The 14863-nt window shown below is 67.3% G+C and carries 11 protein-coding genes and 1 tRNA gene; 8 read left to right on the forward strand and 4 right to left on the reverse strand.

What is annotated here, in order from left to right; genetic code table 11:
* Positions 1-46: 46 nt before the first annotated feature.
* Positions 47-370 carry a WhiB family transcriptional regulator gene (locus ACLMAL_RS16005; protein ID WP_305082794.1) on the reverse strand — a complete coding sequence of 108 codons (324 nt, stop codon included), beginning with the start codon at positions 368-370 and terminating at the stop codon, positions 47-49.
* A gap of 344 nt (positions 371-714) precedes the next feature.
* Here ACLMAL_RS16005 and ACLMAL_RS16010 point away from each other — a divergent pair, with 344 nt between their 5' ends.
* The gene (locus ACLMAL_RS16010) at positions 715-3084 is read left to right on the forward strand and encodes a penicillin-binding protein (RefSeq protein ID WP_411999778.1); all 2370 of its coding nucleotides are present in this window, start codon (positions 715-717) and stop codon (positions 3082-3084) included.
* Positions 3085-3144: 60 nt separating this feature from the next.
* On the opposite strand, the gene ACLMAL_RS16015 is transcribed toward ACLMAL_RS16010, so the two are convergent.
* Positions 3145-3609 (reverse strand): GatB/YqeY domain-containing protein, encoded by a 465-nt coding sequence (locus tag ACLMAL_RS16015; protein WP_328408360.1) that lies wholly within the window; start codon positions 3607-3609, stop codon positions 3145-3147.
* A 133-nt stretch (positions 3610-3742) separates the two neighbouring features.
* Here ACLMAL_RS16015 and ACLMAL_RS16020 point away from each other — a divergent pair, with 133 nt between their 5' ends.
* The 4 genes from ACLMAL_RS16020 to ACLMAL_RS16035 all read left to right on the forward strand — a co-directional run bounded on the left by ACLMAL_RS16020 (position 3743) and on the right by ACLMAL_RS16035 (position 7280).
* A complete protein-coding gene (locus ACLMAL_RS16020; protein ID WP_411999779.1) occupies positions 3743-4705 on the forward strand; it encodes a metallophosphoesterase in 963 nt (320 codons plus the stop codon).
* 40 nt (positions 4706-4745) lie between these two features.
* Positions 4746-6389, forward strand: coding sequence for a hypothetical protein (locus ACLMAL_RS16025; RefSeq protein ID WP_411999780.1), 1644 nt, complete (start codon positions 4746-4748; stop codon positions 6387-6389).
* Between the two features lie 59 nt (positions 6390-6448).
* Positions 6449-6522: transfer RNA gene (locus ACLMAL_RS16030), tRNA-Pro, on the forward strand.
* A 194-nt stretch (positions 6523-6716) separates the two neighbouring features.
* A complete protein-coding gene (locus ACLMAL_RS16035; protein ID WP_411999781.1) occupies positions 6717-7280 on the forward strand; it encodes a dihydrofolate reductase family protein in 564 nt (187 codons plus the stop codon).
* 40 nt (positions 7281-7320) lie between these two features.
* Here ACLMAL_RS16035 and ACLMAL_RS16040 read toward each other — a convergent pair whose 3' ends face one another.
* Positions 7321-7665: a hypothetical protein gene (locus ACLMAL_RS16040; protein WP_411999782.1), complete on the reverse strand. Its 345-nt coding sequence runs from the start codon at positions 7663-7665 to the stop codon at positions 7321-7323.
* 378 nt (positions 7666-8043) lie between these two features.
* Here ACLMAL_RS16040 and ACLMAL_RS16045 point away from each other — a divergent pair, with 378 nt between their 5' ends.
* From ACLMAL_RS16045 to atzF, 3 genes are read left to right on the forward strand one after another with little or no spacing between them, the layout of a single operon-like run.
* Entirely contained in the window at positions 8044-8751 is a 708-nt protein-coding gene (locus tag ACLMAL_RS16045; RefSeq protein ID WP_406235533.1) for a GntR family transcriptional regulator, read from the forward strand.
* 9 nt (positions 8752-8760) lie between these two features.
* Positions 8761-12468 carry an urea carboxylase gene (gene uca, locus ACLMAL_RS16050; RefSeq protein WP_411999783.1) on the forward strand — a complete coding sequence of 1236 codons (3708 nt, stop codon included), beginning with the start codon at positions 8761-8763 and terminating at the stop codon, positions 12466-12468.
* A complete protein-coding gene (gene atzF, locus ACLMAL_RS16055) occupies positions 12469-14208 on the forward strand; it encodes an allophanate hydrolase (protein WP_411999784.1) in 1740 nt (579 codons plus the stop codon). It abuts the gene before it with no gap.
* Here the strand turns inward: atzF and ACLMAL_RS16060 are convergent.
* Entirely contained in the window at positions 14205-14825 is a 621-nt protein-coding gene (locus ACLMAL_RS16060; protein ID WP_411999785.1) for a TetR/AcrR family transcriptional regulator, read from the reverse strand. The genes atzF and ACLMAL_RS16060 overlap by 4 nt on opposite strands.
* Positions 14826-14863 lie beyond the last annotated feature (38 nt).

Here is a 14863-nt window from a genome sequence, read left to right on the forward strand (position 1 = left end):
CCGACCGAGCCCGCTTTCACGGGCTCGGTGGTGTTTCGGCTAGGGACTAGATCGCGACCTGATGCTGACGCTGCGCCTGGAAGAAGTCCGACCAGGAAGTCACCTCGGGGTGTTGCTTGAGCAGCGCACGCCGCTGCCGCTCGGTCATTCCTCCCCACACACCGAACTCGACTCGATTGTCGAGTGCATCGGCCCCACACTGCATCAGCACCGGGCAGTGCCTGCAGATAGTCGCAGCTTTGCGCTGGGCAGCGCCACGGACGAACAGTTGATCGGGATCTACTTCCTTGCATCGCGCCTGGGCCACCCAGGCGATCCTTGCTTCGGCCTGCTCTACGTCCAATCGAGCGATGGGGGTTGTCATGTGCATTTGGTGTGCCCCTTTGCAGTCCGAACACCGGTTGAACGGCGCTCCAGAATCGCGTGTCAGCCTCGCAGCAACCCAATCCCCGCTGCGAACTGCACCACATTCCACATTTGAGTGTTAGCTCTATCACACTGGGTTCTCAATCTAGGTAAAGGTATGCCCCGAGCGCAAGACCGTTCTGAGACTTTTTGGTACGTCCGTCCCTCCAAACGTGATAGAGAACCGGGCGGTCGACTCGACACGCAGTTGGCCCTCTTGCGACACGCCGAACCCCTCCTGACGACACGCCCGTACGGCCTCGCGAACCGCAAGATCCGGTCAGAACACCACCCCGTAGGCTGAGGATCGTGCCGATCACACAAACGCTCGCGAGGCTGGCCGGCAGCTGCGCGCTGGCCGCGGTGCTCATTGCAGGGATGCTGTTCCCCCTCGCAGGCGGCTTCGGGTTCGTGTCCAACCGTGCCGCCGACGCAGTCGACAACGTGTCAGCGGAGTTGGTCGAGGGCACCGTCCCCGCCGTCTCCACCATGGTCGACGCGAACGGAGCACCGATCGCCTGGCTCTACGAGCAGCGCCGCTTCGAGGTTCCCAGCGACAAGATCTCCAACAACATGAAGTTGGCGATCGTCTCCATCGAGGACCGGCGCTTCGCCGAGCATGCGGGGGTGGACTGGCAGGGCACGATGCGCGCCTTCCTCACCAATACGACCAGCGGCGAGGTCCAGCAGGGCGCGTCGACGCTCGACCAGCAGTACGTGAAGAACTTCCAGCTGCTCGTCGTCGCCAAGACCGACGCCGAGCGCCGCGCCGCTATCGAGACCTCTCCCGCGCGCAAGATTCGCGAGATCCGGATGGCGCTCACTCTCGACTCGGAGCTGACCAAGGACGAGATCCTCACCAGGTATCTGAACCTGGTCCCGTTCGGTAACGCCTCCTACGGCATCCAGGACGCGGCGCACACCTATTTCGGCATCGACGCCGCCGACCTGAACGTGCCGCAGTCAGCGATGCTCGCAGGCATGGTGCAGAGCAGCTCGAAGCTGAACCCCTACACCAATCCCGACGGCGTGACCGCTCGGCGCAACACCGTGCTGGACACGATGATCCAGAACATCCCCAGTCGCGCCGACGAATTCCGCAAAGCCAAAGAAGAACCTCTCGGTGTGCAGCCGGAGCCCATGGGCCTGCCGCGCGGCTGCATCTCGGCCAACGATCGCGGCTTCTTCTGCGACTACGCGCTGCAGTATCTGGCCAACGCGGGCATCAGCCGCGAGCAGATCGATAAGGGCGGTTACCTGATCAAAACCACCCTCGATCCCGCATTGCAGGACTCGGTGAAGCGGTCGGTGTCCGAGGCCGCCAACCCGAACCTCGACGACATCGCCCAGGTCATGTCGGTGGTCGGGCCCGGCCAGGATTCGCATCCGCTGCTGGCGATGGCGAGCAGTCGCACCTACGGCCTGAACCGGGACGCCAACGAAACCGTGCAGCCGCAGCCGTATTCGATGGTCGGTGACGGTGCGGGCTCGATTTTCAAACTCTTCACCACCGCCGCGGCCATGGAGAAGGGCCTCGGCATCGACGCCCAGCTCGACGTGCCGGGCCGGTTCGAGGCACGAGGCATGGGTAACGGTGGCGCGCGCGGCTGCCCGGCCGCCACCTACTGCGTCGAAAACGCGGGCCGGTACAAGTCGCCGATGTCGGTGACCGAGGCGCTGGCCACCTCGCCGAACACCGCGTTCGTCAAGCTGATCCAGGCCGTCGGCGTCACCCCGACCGTCGATATGGCGGTGCGGCTCGGCATGCGCTCCTACACCGAACCGGGCAGCTCCGGGCACGGCAACCAGAGCCTCGCGGACATGATCAAGGACCAGAACCTCGGCTCGTTCACCCTCGGCCCGGTCGCGATCAACCCGCTGGAGCTATCGAATGTCGCCGCGACGCTCGGCTCCGGCGGCCGGTGGTGCCCCGCCTCGCCGATCAAGGAAGTGATCGACCGCTCCGGCAAGGTAGTGCCGCTGACCCAGCAGGCCTGCGAGCAGGTCGTCGAGCCCGGCCTGGCCAACACCCTCGCCAACGCCATGAGCAAGGACGACACCAGCGGCACCGCGGCGGCCGCGGCCCAGTCGACCGGCTGGAAGCTCCCGCTGTCCGCCAAGACGGGAACTACCGAAAGCCACCGGTCCTCGGCCTTCGTCGGCTTCACCAACTCCCTCGCCGCGGCGGCCTACGTCTACGGCGACAGCCCGACACCCGGCGAGATCTGCTCGTTCCCACTGCGCGGCTGCGGCGACGGCAACCTGTTCGGTGGTAACGAACCGGCGCGCACCTGGTTCAACGCGATCAGGCCGGTAGTGCAGAACTTCCCGCCGCCGGCGCTGCCGCCGCTGGACGACAAGTACGTCCGCGGGTCGAACGGCGCGCAGGTCCCCGATGTCGCAAACATGTCGCAGGGCGAGGCGACCGCGAAGCTGGTGGCGGCGGGCTTCCAGGTTTCGCCGGTGAACGGAGTCGGATCGCAGCCCAAGGGCACCGTAATGGGTACCGCACCGAACGGTTCGGCGATTCCCGGCTCGGTGATCACCATCTACATCAGTGACGGCACCGAGCGGGCCGCACCACCACCGGGGCCGCCGCCGGGCGTCCCCGGGCTGCCGCCGCCACCGCGGTTGCCACCCATCCCGATTCCGATCCCGATCCCCGGCTTCCCGAGATAGCAGAACACCGCCGACCCGGACACATTGCGCCGGGTCGGCGGTGTTTTCGGAAGGATATGGCTACAGGCGTGCTTTGACGGCGGCGGAGAGACGCGAACCGTCGGCCTTGCCCTTGGCGATCGCGGTCGCGGCCTTCATCACCTGGCCCATCTGACGCATTCCGGGCCGCTCCCCCAGCTGCTCGGCAACCTGCGCGATCGCGGTGTCGGCGACATCCGCGACCTCCGCGTCGGACAGTTGGGTCGGCAGGTACTCGTCGATGATCCGCGCCTCGGCGTGTTCGTTGGCGGCCAGCTCGCCGCGACCCGCCTGGGTGTAGACCTCGGCCGACTCGCTGCGCTTCTTCGCCTCTTTCTGCAGCACGGCAATGACCTCGGCATCGGACAGCTCGCGCGCCTCCGAGCCCGCGACCTCGGCGTTCTGGACGGCGGCCAGCAGCATCCGCAAGGTGGCGAGGCGCAGCTTGTCCTTTGCTTTCATCGCGGCGGTCATGTCCGCACGCAGCTGCGATTTGAGTTCCGACATGTGCCACACGGTAGCCGCTCGCTCGGGTCCGGCCCACTACATTTGCCGTGCGGTCCGGTTTCGGGCCCCGCATCCGGACGCTTGTGCGTAAACACACTCAGCGATCCTCAGCGGGGTCACCTATGCTGGGCAAATGCCCGTAATCTCGACCTCCGCCATCCGACGAACCGCGTTGGGAGCCGCCGGGGCCGCGGTGGCCGGTGTCGGCTACGCCTCGTTGATCGAACGAAACGCCTTCGTGCTGCGCGAGGCGACCATGCCGGTGCTGCAGCCGGGTTCGGCATCCCTACGGGTGCTGCACATCAGCGATCTGCACATGATGCCCGGTCAGAAGCTCAAGCAGCAGTGGCTGCGCGAGCTCGATCGGCTGGAGCCGGACCTGGTCGTCAATACCGGCGACAACCTGTCGCACCAGAAGTCGGTGCCCGCGGTGATCCAGGCCCTCGGCGGATTGCTTTCCCGCCCAGGTCTTTTCGTTTTCGGCAGCAATGACTACTTCGCGCCGGTGCCCAAGAACCCGATGAAGTACTTCAAGAAGGACCACCGCCGCGTATACGGCGCGCCGCTGCCGTGGAAGGACCTGCGCGCGGCGTTCACCGAACGTGGCTGGCTGGATCTGACCCATGTGCGCCGCGATGTCGAGGTGGCGGGCATCCGCATCGCCACCGCGGGTGTCGACGATCCGCATCTGCAGCGCGACCGCTACAACACCGTCGCAGGCGCCCCGAATCCCCTGGCCCAGCTGAGCATCGGTCTGACCCACTCGCCGGAGCCGCGGGTGCTGGATCGTTTCGCCGAGGATGGCTACGACCTGGTGATGGCCGGGCACACGCACGGTGGTCAGCTATGCCTGCCCGGATACGGTGCGCTGGTGACCAATTGCGGCATCGATCGCTCCCGGGTGAAGGGCGCGTCGAAGTGGGGCGACCACACCCAGCTGTACGTCTCCGCCGGGCTCGGCACCTCACCGTGGGCGCCGTACCGCTTCTGCTGCCGACCGGAGGCGACACTGGTGACACTGGTCGCCGCACCACCGAGGCGGCCGCTTACCGATAGCGGGCAGGGCGTTTCGGCCTCGGAGGCCATCGCCCGCTAGGGTCGCTTGCCGAGACTTGGATGTCAGGCAGGGGACAGCGGTGAATGGATTCGACGACCGGCGCAATGACCCGACGGTTCTGGGACAGCCAAGTGCGGCGCATCAGCAACAGCCGTATGGGCCAGGGCAATTCGGCCCCGAAGGTGACGACGGTGGGCAGACACCACCGAACCAACAGTGGGCTCCCCCGCCGAGCGCGGCGCACCCCGAGCCGACACTCCAATGGCAGCCCGCAGCGCCGCCGCAACCCGACCCCACGCTGCAGTGGCAGCCCGGCGGGCAGCCGCCGCTGAATCAGCAGTGGGGGTCCGGCAGCGACCAACAGCCGCCGCCGGACCGGCAATGGCAACCCGTCCCGGATGGGCCGACGCCACCGGCCCACTGGGCTCCCGGCGGGTCGGCGCAGTTCGAACCCACCCTCCTACGACAGCCCGCGCCCGGTGCACAAACACCACAGAACCAGCAATTCGGTCCTGGCGCGGGCGAACACACACCACAGAACCCGCAATGGACTCCCACTCCGAGCGGGTCGGCCCAACCCGAGCCGACCTATCAGTGGCAGCCCGCGCCCGGCGCGCAGAACCAGCAGTGGGGATCCAGCGCGGGCCAGCAGACGCCGCAGAGCCCGCAATGGGCCCCGAGCTCGACCGGATCGGCCCAACCCGAACCCACCCTTCAATGGCAGCCCGCAGCGCCGCCGCAACCGGAACCAACGCTGCAGTGGCAACCGAGCTCCGGAGCGCAAGCGCAGCCGGAACCCACTCTTCAATGGCAGCCCGCCGCACCGGCACAACCCGCCCAGTACGGCGAGGTTCCCCCGATCGAGCAGTTCCCCGCGAACCAGTACGGTGCTGCGCCGCAGGCCTACGGTGCGCCGGTCCAGCACTTTCCGCCCGGCTACGGTCCGCACGGCCGGCCGAGCGGCGGTCACGGCAAGGCGTGGCTCGCTGCCGCAGCGGCGGCGATCGTGGTCGCCGGTGGTGCGATCGCCGCGGTGGTCGTCGCCGATCGCGGGTCGGACGACACTCGCGCGCAGGACACGTCACCGTCGATGGTCAGTGCGCTGACGCCCACGGCGGGCGCGCAGCCGTCGGCGACGAAGCCGACCGGCGCCAAGCCGGCCCCGACCGGGACCGGCACCCGCAACGAACCATCGGTCGTGCCCGGCTACCAGGTGGTCGTCTCGCCGGACCGCGGCGCGGCCTATGACGTGCCCGCCGACTGGACCGTCGCCTCCGAGGGCACCATCGGCGGGTTCGGCGAACCACCGAATGCCGTCGTCGGCAAGGGGTACGCCAGCGAAGGCAAGAGCTACTGCCCAGGGTCCACCCGCACCGTCTCGTTCCTGACCGGCTCCAAGGATTCCGATTCGGCAAGTGCCGCAACGGAAGTCGGTACCAAGACCGCGAAGCTGGCCTACCACGACGCGCCGGCGACGCCCAGCGGCGGCCAACCGCTCAGCTCGCTCGACGGCAGCCAGCACGGCATGTTCGTCGAGACAAAGGGCACCATTCCCCAGGCCAAACCGGGCTGCGCCACCGAATACTCGGTCTACACCTTCGCAACACCGACCGAGAACGGCAGCTTCGTCATGGTGATCGCCGCCGACACCGGTGTACCCAAGGCTGTCGACGTCGCGACCGCTATGCAGATCTTCTCCAGCGTCCGCGCGCACGAAGGCTGATTGACCTGCCGGTTTAACGTCTAGACCCTTGCTGTTGTAAGCTACCTCAGGTTCAACAACGGGGTGTGGCGCAGCTTGGTAGCGCGCTTCGTTCGGGACGAAGAGGTCGCAGGTTCAAATCCTGTCACCCCGACTCGTTGGTTGAGACGACAGTCAGGCCCCTGACCGCTTCGGCGGTCGGGGGCCTTACTCGTGTATGGGTGCCCTGCTGCTGTGGTGCAATGCCGACGGCGGAAAACCGTAAACAATCCGTAAACCGGTTCGTCCAAGCTGAAGGCACAGAACACAGCGGGCCGGACGGACCCGCTCAACCGAAGGAAAGCACCCATGCGCAAGCTGAAGCTCCAGGTCCAGATGACCGTCGACGGCTACATGTCCGGCCCGAACGGCGAGATGGACTGGATGACGTTCCCGTGGACCGACGACCTCGGCGCCTACATCGGTGCGCTCACCGCTCAGGTCGACACCATCGTGCTCGGCCGCAAGCTCGCCGAAGGGTTCATCCCGCACTGGGCTTCCAACCCCGAGAGCGAGCCCCAGGTGGCCATCGACCAGATGAACAACACGCCGAAGGTCGTCATCTCCAACAGCCTCGCCGAGTCACTGTGGGACAACACCGTCGTCGCGGGCGGTGACCTCGCCGAGATCATCAACAAGCTGAAGTCGCAGCCCGGTGGCGACATCATCGTCTACGGCGGCGGCACCCTCGTCTCGAACCTGATTGCCGCGAGCCTGATCGACGAGCTGCACCTGTTCGTCAACCCGACCGCGATCGGCGCGGGCTTGCCCGTTTTCGGCAACCCGGGCGCCAACAAGCTGTTCAGCATGGCCGCTGCCACGCCCTTCGAGTGCGGGATCACCGCATTGCACCTGGAGCCGAAGCGCGCCTGACCGGCGCAGGAGGCGTTGCGTCGAGCCATATGAGGCACACTCAAAGCCTGCGGAACGCATCGGCCTCGAGCAGTCCGGCGGCAAGCAGAATCCGGAACGCGGCAGACTTTCTGGCGCACCGGTCGATATGGCATTGGCGATGGCGCTGGAGTACCCGGCCGGCTTCGATGACGGTGAACGGAACTTCCGGCGTTTCGTGCAGCCAACCGGCAGACCAGCCCTCCCCGATCAGCCGCTCGCGTTCGATCCGCGGGTATCCATCGCGGACACCGAGGCGGTCTCGGGAGGGGGCAGGCCACCACACCGCCGCGGCGATGACCGCCAACAGCCCGGACACCAGAGCCAACAGTCCGAAGAGCACGAACCCGTCCACCGTTACCTCCACGAGACTTCTCTTTCGTGGCGCCCGGCGCCGGGGCTGTTGCCACCGGCCGGCGACTGGAGTCGGTCGGTGTGCCGCCGAGGGCGCGGCGTCGACCCGGCGCCGGGGCTATCCAATAGCCTTCTGCGCCAATGTGTCCTGCGATAGCGCATTGGTGTTGCCAGGTGTTGCCTTGTCCTCCCGGTCACACGGTCGACACTGTGAACATTTGTCCACCCGGCGTTCGCTCGAAAATCCCATGGCGGGCCGGCCGACGCATGTGCCGGCGCGGAATACTCGCGCCACCCGGGGTCCGGCGACCACACGGCGGTGAGGAGACGCTTACCTCTTGCTAACTTGCGGACATCTCGGCGAAACGCGAGGTCCATAGCGTATACATGCATGTCGACAAGGGTGGCCACACTGGCCGATGCGGCCGGGCGGCCGTTGCGGGACGTGGTTTATACGGCGCTGCGCGGCGAATTGATGAACGGTGACATCAGGTTCGGCGAGCGGCTGACCGAACCCAAGCTCGCGGCGCGGTTCGGTATTTCGCGGACACCGATCCGCGAGGCGCTGACGGTGCTGTGCTCGGATGGGTTGCTACAGCGCGAAGAGTACGGTTTCACACCGGTCCGGCCGAGCATTCCGCTGATTCGTGACCTGTACGAGTTGCGACTCACGTTGGAGCTGGGCGGAATTCAGCGAGCGATCGACAATCCCGCGGTCCGCCATGACCACGCGTTACTGGAGGCCGAGCGCGCCGGCTGGCTGGAGTTGCGCGCCGACCCGCCGGAGCAGGAGCCGGGTTTCGTGGTCCGTGACGAGGAATTCCATGTCACCTTGCTGACCGCGGCGGGCAACGCCGAACTGGTCCGGTCGTTGAAGTCGGTGAACTCACGAATCCGGCATGTGCGGATGTACGACTTCATGGTCAACAACCGGATCGAGACCACCATATCCGAGCATCTCGGCATCTTGGATGCGGTTCTGGCAGAAGATCTTTCGCTGGCGTATCGCCTGCTGCACACCCACATCGGCGGCTCGTTGGATGTGGTGCTCGATCGGGTGACACGGGCCATCGCCGCGATGTCCCTCGCAACTGAATAGGGAGTAACGGTGACACTGGACTTCGATACAGTGCTCGTCGCCAATCGCGGCGAGATCGCGTGCCGGGTGATGCGGACGGCACGCGCGCTCGGGCTGAAGACGGTCGCGGTCTACTCGGATGCCGACGTGGGCGCTGCCCATGTCGAAATCGCCGACGTGGCAATACATCTGGGGCCGAGCGCCGCCGCCGAGTCGTATCTGCGCGCCGATCGGGTGATCGAGGCCGCCCTGTCGGCAGGCGCAGGCGCGGTGCACCCGGGCTACGGATTCCTTTCGGAGAACGCCGATTTCGCCGGTGACGTAGCGGCCGCGGGCATTGCGTTCGTCGGTCCGACACCCGAGCAACTGCGCATCTTCGGTGACAAGCACACCGCACGCGAGGCCGCCCGGTCGGTGGGAGTGCCGCTCATCCCGGGCAGCGGCCTGCTCGATTCGGCCGATCACGCCGTTGCCGAGGCCGAGCGGATCGGCCACCCGGTCATGCTCAAGGCGGTCGGTGGTGGCGGCGGCATCGGCATGCAGGCCTGCAGCACCGCCGACGAGCTGCGCGCGGCGTTTCAGCGGGTGCAGCGACTTGCCGCGACGAACTTCTCCTCGACCGGCGTGTTCCTCGAACGCTTCGTCGCGCGGGCCAGGCATGTCGAGGTGCAGTTGTTCGGCGATGGCTACGGCCGGGTCGTCAGCCTCGGCACCCGCGACTGCTCGCTGCAGCGGCGCAATCAGAAGGTGATCGAAGAAGCTCCCGCGCCCGGTCTCGGTGTGGAACTGTCGGAGCAATTGCTTGCAGCCTCGCGTGAGTTGGCGCGGTCGGTGGGGTATCGCTCGGCGGGCACCGTCGAGTTCGTCTACGACACCGACCGTGGCGCGGCGTCGTTCCTGGAGATGAATACACGTCTGCAGGTGGAGCATCCGGTCACCGAGGCGGTCACCGGCATCGACCTGGTGGAGTGGATGCTGCGCTTGGCCGGTGGTGACACCTCGATGGTGGACGAGCTGCCCGAGAGCGGCCCCGTCATCGAGGGTTGGGCCGTGGAAGCACGGGTCTACGCCGAGGACCCCGGACACGATTACCGGCCGAGCGCCGGGCTGATCACCGCCGCCACGTTCCCGGCGCAGACCTCGGTGGGCGGCACGGACAACGATCCGATGTCGAAAACCGTCGACGAAGCCACCCGATCGAGACGCAAACCAAGCACCAGCACCCGGATCGACACGTGGATCGACACCGGTACCGAGGTCAGCCCTTACTACGACCCGCTGCTTGCGAAGGTGATCGCGGCCGGGCCCACCCGTGCGGCGGCCTTCGCGGAATTGGTCGACGCGCTGGCCGCAACCCGCATCTACGGGGTGCAGACCAATCTCCCGCAGCTGCGCGCGGCCGGCGCCGATGCCCGGGTGCTGAGCGCACAGCACGTCACGACAACGCTGGCCGACATCCGCCCGCATGGCCGTCGCATCGATGTCCTGCGCGCCGGGACCATGACGACCATCCAGGACTACCCGGGCCGAATCGGCCTGTGGCAGGTGGGAATTCCCCCCTCCGGCCCGATGGACGACCTGTCGTTCACCCAGGCCAACGCCGCCGTCGGGAATCCGGTGGGCGCGCCCGCGCTGGAATGCACCCTGCAGGGACCACAACTACGCTTCTGCGAACCCAGCGTCGTGTGTGTCACCGGCGCCCAGGTCGAGATCACCGTCGACGGACGGCCTGCGGACATGTGGCGGCCGATCTCCGTTGCGGCGGGCTCGATTCTGGATGTCGGCGCACCGACCGAAACCGGACTGCGCACCTACCTCGCGGTGCGCGGCGGCATCGATGCGCCGCTCTATCACGGCAGTGCGGCCACCTTCACCCTCGGCGGCTTCGGCGGCGTCACCGGAAAAGCCGTTGTCGCAGGCGATGTTCTCGGTGTGCTGCCGCCGCGGACCGACCTCGCCGAACCGCGCGAGGTCCCGATCGAGGAACGACCGGAGTTCACACACGTCTGGCACCTGGCCGTCGGCGAGGGCCCACAGACCTCCCCCGCCTATTTCACCGACACGGACATGGCCCAGTTCTACGCGCATCCGTGGAAGGTCGGCAGCCACGCGAATCGCACGGGCATCCGGCTCGAAGGACCCAAGCCGGCCTGGTCGCGCACCGATGGCGGCGACGCCGGGCTGCATCCGTCCAATCTGCACGACAACCCGTACAGCGTCGGCACACTGAATGTCTCGGGCGACACTCCGATCCTGCTCGGCCCGGACGGCCCGAGCCTCGGTGGATTCGCCTGCCCGCTGACGGTGGTCTCTGCGCATCGCTGGAAGCTGGGCCAGTTGCGCCCGGGCGACACCATCCGATTCGTGCCCGTCGGCGACGCGGCGGCCGCCGCGCTTCGGCCGTCGGAATCCGGCTCCAACATCGCACGCGCGCGCGACACCATCACGAATCCTCTTGTCGGACTGCATGATCGCGGGATACTCGGCGCGCTCGATGCGGATGCCGATCGGCCGCGAGTTGCCTATCTCCGCGGCGGCGATGACAACATCCTGGTCGAATACGGCGACATGGTCCTCGATCTCGGTCTGCGCATGCGGGTACACGCCCTCGCCGAGGCGCTGGCGGGCTCCGGACTACCCGGCATCATCGATGTCACGCCGGGCGTCCGTTCGCTGCACATCCACTTCGATCCCGATGTACTGCCGCAGCATCGGCTGCTCGGCACGCTGATCGACCTCGAGCGTGAACTGCCCGCCACCCACGAACTCGTCGTGCCGAGCCGCACGATCCGGCTCCCGCTGTCGTTCGACGACCCGTCCATTGCCGCGGCGATCGACCGCTACCGCAGCGGTGTTCGCGACACCGCGCCCTGGCTGCCCTCGAATACCGAATTCATTCGCCGCATCAACGGACTCGACAGTGTCGAGGACGTCCGCTCGGCGGTCTTCGACGCGGAATATCTCGTGCTCGGCCTCGGTGATGTGTATCTCGGTGCGCCGCTTGCCGTTCCGCTCGACCCGCGGCACCGCCTCGTCACCACCAAATACAATCCGGCGCGCACCTGGACCCCCTCGGATGCGGTCGGCATCGGCGGCAAGTACCTGTGCGTGTACGGCATGGCCTCCCCCGGTGGCTACCAGTTGATCGGCCGGACCGTGCCGATCTGGTCGAGCTACCGGCAGTCCGCGCCGTTCGAGGCGGGCACGCCCTGGTTGTTCCGGTTCTTCGACCGCATCGTGTGGGAAGAGGTGAGCGCGGAGCAGCTGCTCGAATATCGCGCCGCCGCGCAGGCGGGCCGATTCGACGCCGAGGTGAGCGAGGGCACCTTCGCCCTCACCGATCATCTGCGCATGCTCGCCGACAATGCCGACTCCATCGCCGAATTCGAGACCAGGCAGGCCATCGCCTTCGCAGCGGAGAAGAATGCCTGGCGGGCTGCCGGCGAGTTCGAACGCGGCTCGACGGTCGAAACCCCGATCGAACCCGCCGTCGACCCGCTGGCTGGGCTGCCGCCGAACGCGACGGTGGTGACCGCACCGATGATCGGCAATGTCTGGCGGGTCGAGATCGAGGTCGGTCAGCGGCTGGCCGCGGGCGCGCCGGTCGCGATCCTCGAAGCCATGAAACTGGAACTACCGGTGCACAGCCCGGGCCCGGGCACGGTGCTGAAGGTATTGGCGACCCCCGGCGCCAAAGTGGAACCGGGCACCCCTCTAGCCGTGATCGGAGTCGACTGAATGACCGCAGGCGTCCTAGGCAACATCGCAGCGCAGCCGCAGCGTTCGCCCACCGAGCGAGTCGCCGCCGCCTATCGGCGCATCGCCGAGGTGGATCGACAAGAGGTATGGATCACGCTGCGCGAGGAAGGCGACGTCGCCGCCGACGCGGCCGCCGTCGAACAGCGGCTCGCCGAGGGTGCGGCGCTGCCGCTGGCCGGGATCTTGGTGGCGGTCAAGGACAACATCGATGTGGCCGGGCTGCCGACCACCGCGGCCTGCCCCGAATTCGCCTACCCCGCGACGGTCACCGCGGCGGCCGTGCAGCGGTTGGTCGCGGCGGGCGCGATCGTGCTCGGCAAGACCAACCTGGACCAGTTCGCCACCGGCCTCGTCGGCACCCGCAGCCCGTACGGCGCGGTACGCAATGCGCATCATCCGGAGCTGATCTCCGGCGGTTCGAGTTCGGGGTCGGCGGTCGCGGTCGCGCTGGGAATCGCGGATATCGGCATCGGCACCGACACCGCGGGGTCCGGCCGGGTGCCCGCGGCACTGCACGGCATCGTCGGCATCAAGGCGACGCTCGGCGTCATCCCGACCCACGGCGTCATTCCGGCGTGCGCCGACTATGACGCCGTCACGGTCTTCGCCACCGACCTCGATCGGGCCGTCGTCGCCGCGGCCGTGATGGCCGGGCCGGAGATCCGTGATCCACGCAGCCGGAGCTGGCCCGCGGACGTCCGTCTCGCCGCGCCGGACCAACTGCGCCTTGCCGTTCCACGCGCCGAGGATCTCGCGGCCCTGAGCGAGCCCTACCGCGATGCATTCGTCCGAACCGTCGTCGCTGTCACCGATTCCGGAATCGCCACGCAAGCAGTCGATATCTCGGCGCTGCTCGACGCGGCCCGACTGCTCTACGACGGCGCGATCGTTGCCGAACGCTATGCGGCGGTCGGCAAGTTCCTCGACACCGCGCCTGCGGGCGCGGATCCGACGGTGACGGCCATCATCGACGCCGCACGCGCGACAACCGGTCCCGGATTCGCGGACGATCTCGACACCCTTGCCCGGGTGCGAGCCACGGCCACCGCGCTGATCGCCGACTTCCACGGACTGCTGTTGCCGACGACCACCGAGCACCCGAGTATCGCCGCGGTACAGGCGGACCCAGTGGGCATCAATCGGCGGATGGGCACCTACACCAACTTCTGCAACCTGCTGGATATGGCGGCGGTGGCCGTCCCCGGGCTGCCCACCGCGGCGGGCTTGCCATTCGGGGTGATGGTCGTCGTCCCTGCCTTCGCCGACCAGGTCGCGGTCGATATCGCCGCCCGCATCGTCGGCGCCGACCCGCCCCCCGCGCTGGTCGATCGGGGTACCGAACTCGCGGTGTTCGGTGCGCACCTGCGTGGCCAACCGCTGCACTGGCAGTTGGAGGAGATCGGGGCCAGGTTCGCAGGCGAGATCACGACGACCGCCGCCTACCAGCTCACTGCGCTGGACACCACGCCGCCCAAGCCCGGACTTGTCCGGCACGGCGACGGTCTCGGTGCGCCGATCCTGGGCGAGCTGTTCCGGGTCTCGGAGGCCGGCCTCGGCCGCTTCCTTGCCGCGCTGCCCGCACCGATGGCGCTGACCAGCATCGAATTGTCCAATGGGCGTTCGGTTATCGGCTTCGCCTGCACGTATGACGCCGCCGAGGCGGCGACGGATATCACCTCGTTCGGCGGCTGGAAGGCTTATCTCCAGCGCCAGAACTAGGCCGGCTCCGCACCGGCAGCGCCCGGGACACCCGCGGGCGCTGCCGGTTGCGGGACCAGTGCGGCAAGGGCGACAGCGAAGTCGTCACCGGTCGGCAGCGCGCCGTCCGGATTGCTGAGCCACTGGATCGAAAGACCGTTCAGCAGCGTGTAATACAACCGGCCGACCGCATCGGCCTGCATCTGTGACAGCTCCGGGTATACCTTGCCGAGGATTGCCGCGATTTCACTGACGGCTTGCGCACCGACCTTTGCCATGTAGCGTTGCCCATCCGACGATCTATGGACCCGGATGATGTTCTCTGCAGACGCGACAATGCCTTCCTTGTTGCGAAGGAAGATCGCGCCGATGCCTGCCCAAGTCGCGGCAAACGACTCGGCGAGCGAACGTCCCGCGCCCACGGTCCGGATCAGGTTTTCCAGTTCATCGTCGATGCCGTCGCCGATCGCCTCGGTGATCGCCTCGCTGATCAATCGGTCCTTCGATCCGAAGTGGTACCCGATCGCCGCCAGGCTCACCCCGGCGGAATCCGCGATGTCGCGAGCCGTGGTCGCCGCGAATCCGCGCTGGTAGAGGCAGGTGCGCGCCGCCGTGAGCAGCTCTTCTCTGTTTCCCATGCCTTCACTGTACGTCCGTCTTGCACATTTGTACTAGA

It is taken from the genome of Nocardia sp. CWNU-33, from assembly GCF_046764895.1.
Taxonomy (GTDB): Bacteria; Actinomycetota; Actinomycetes; order Mycobacteriales; family Mycobacteriaceae; genus Nocardia.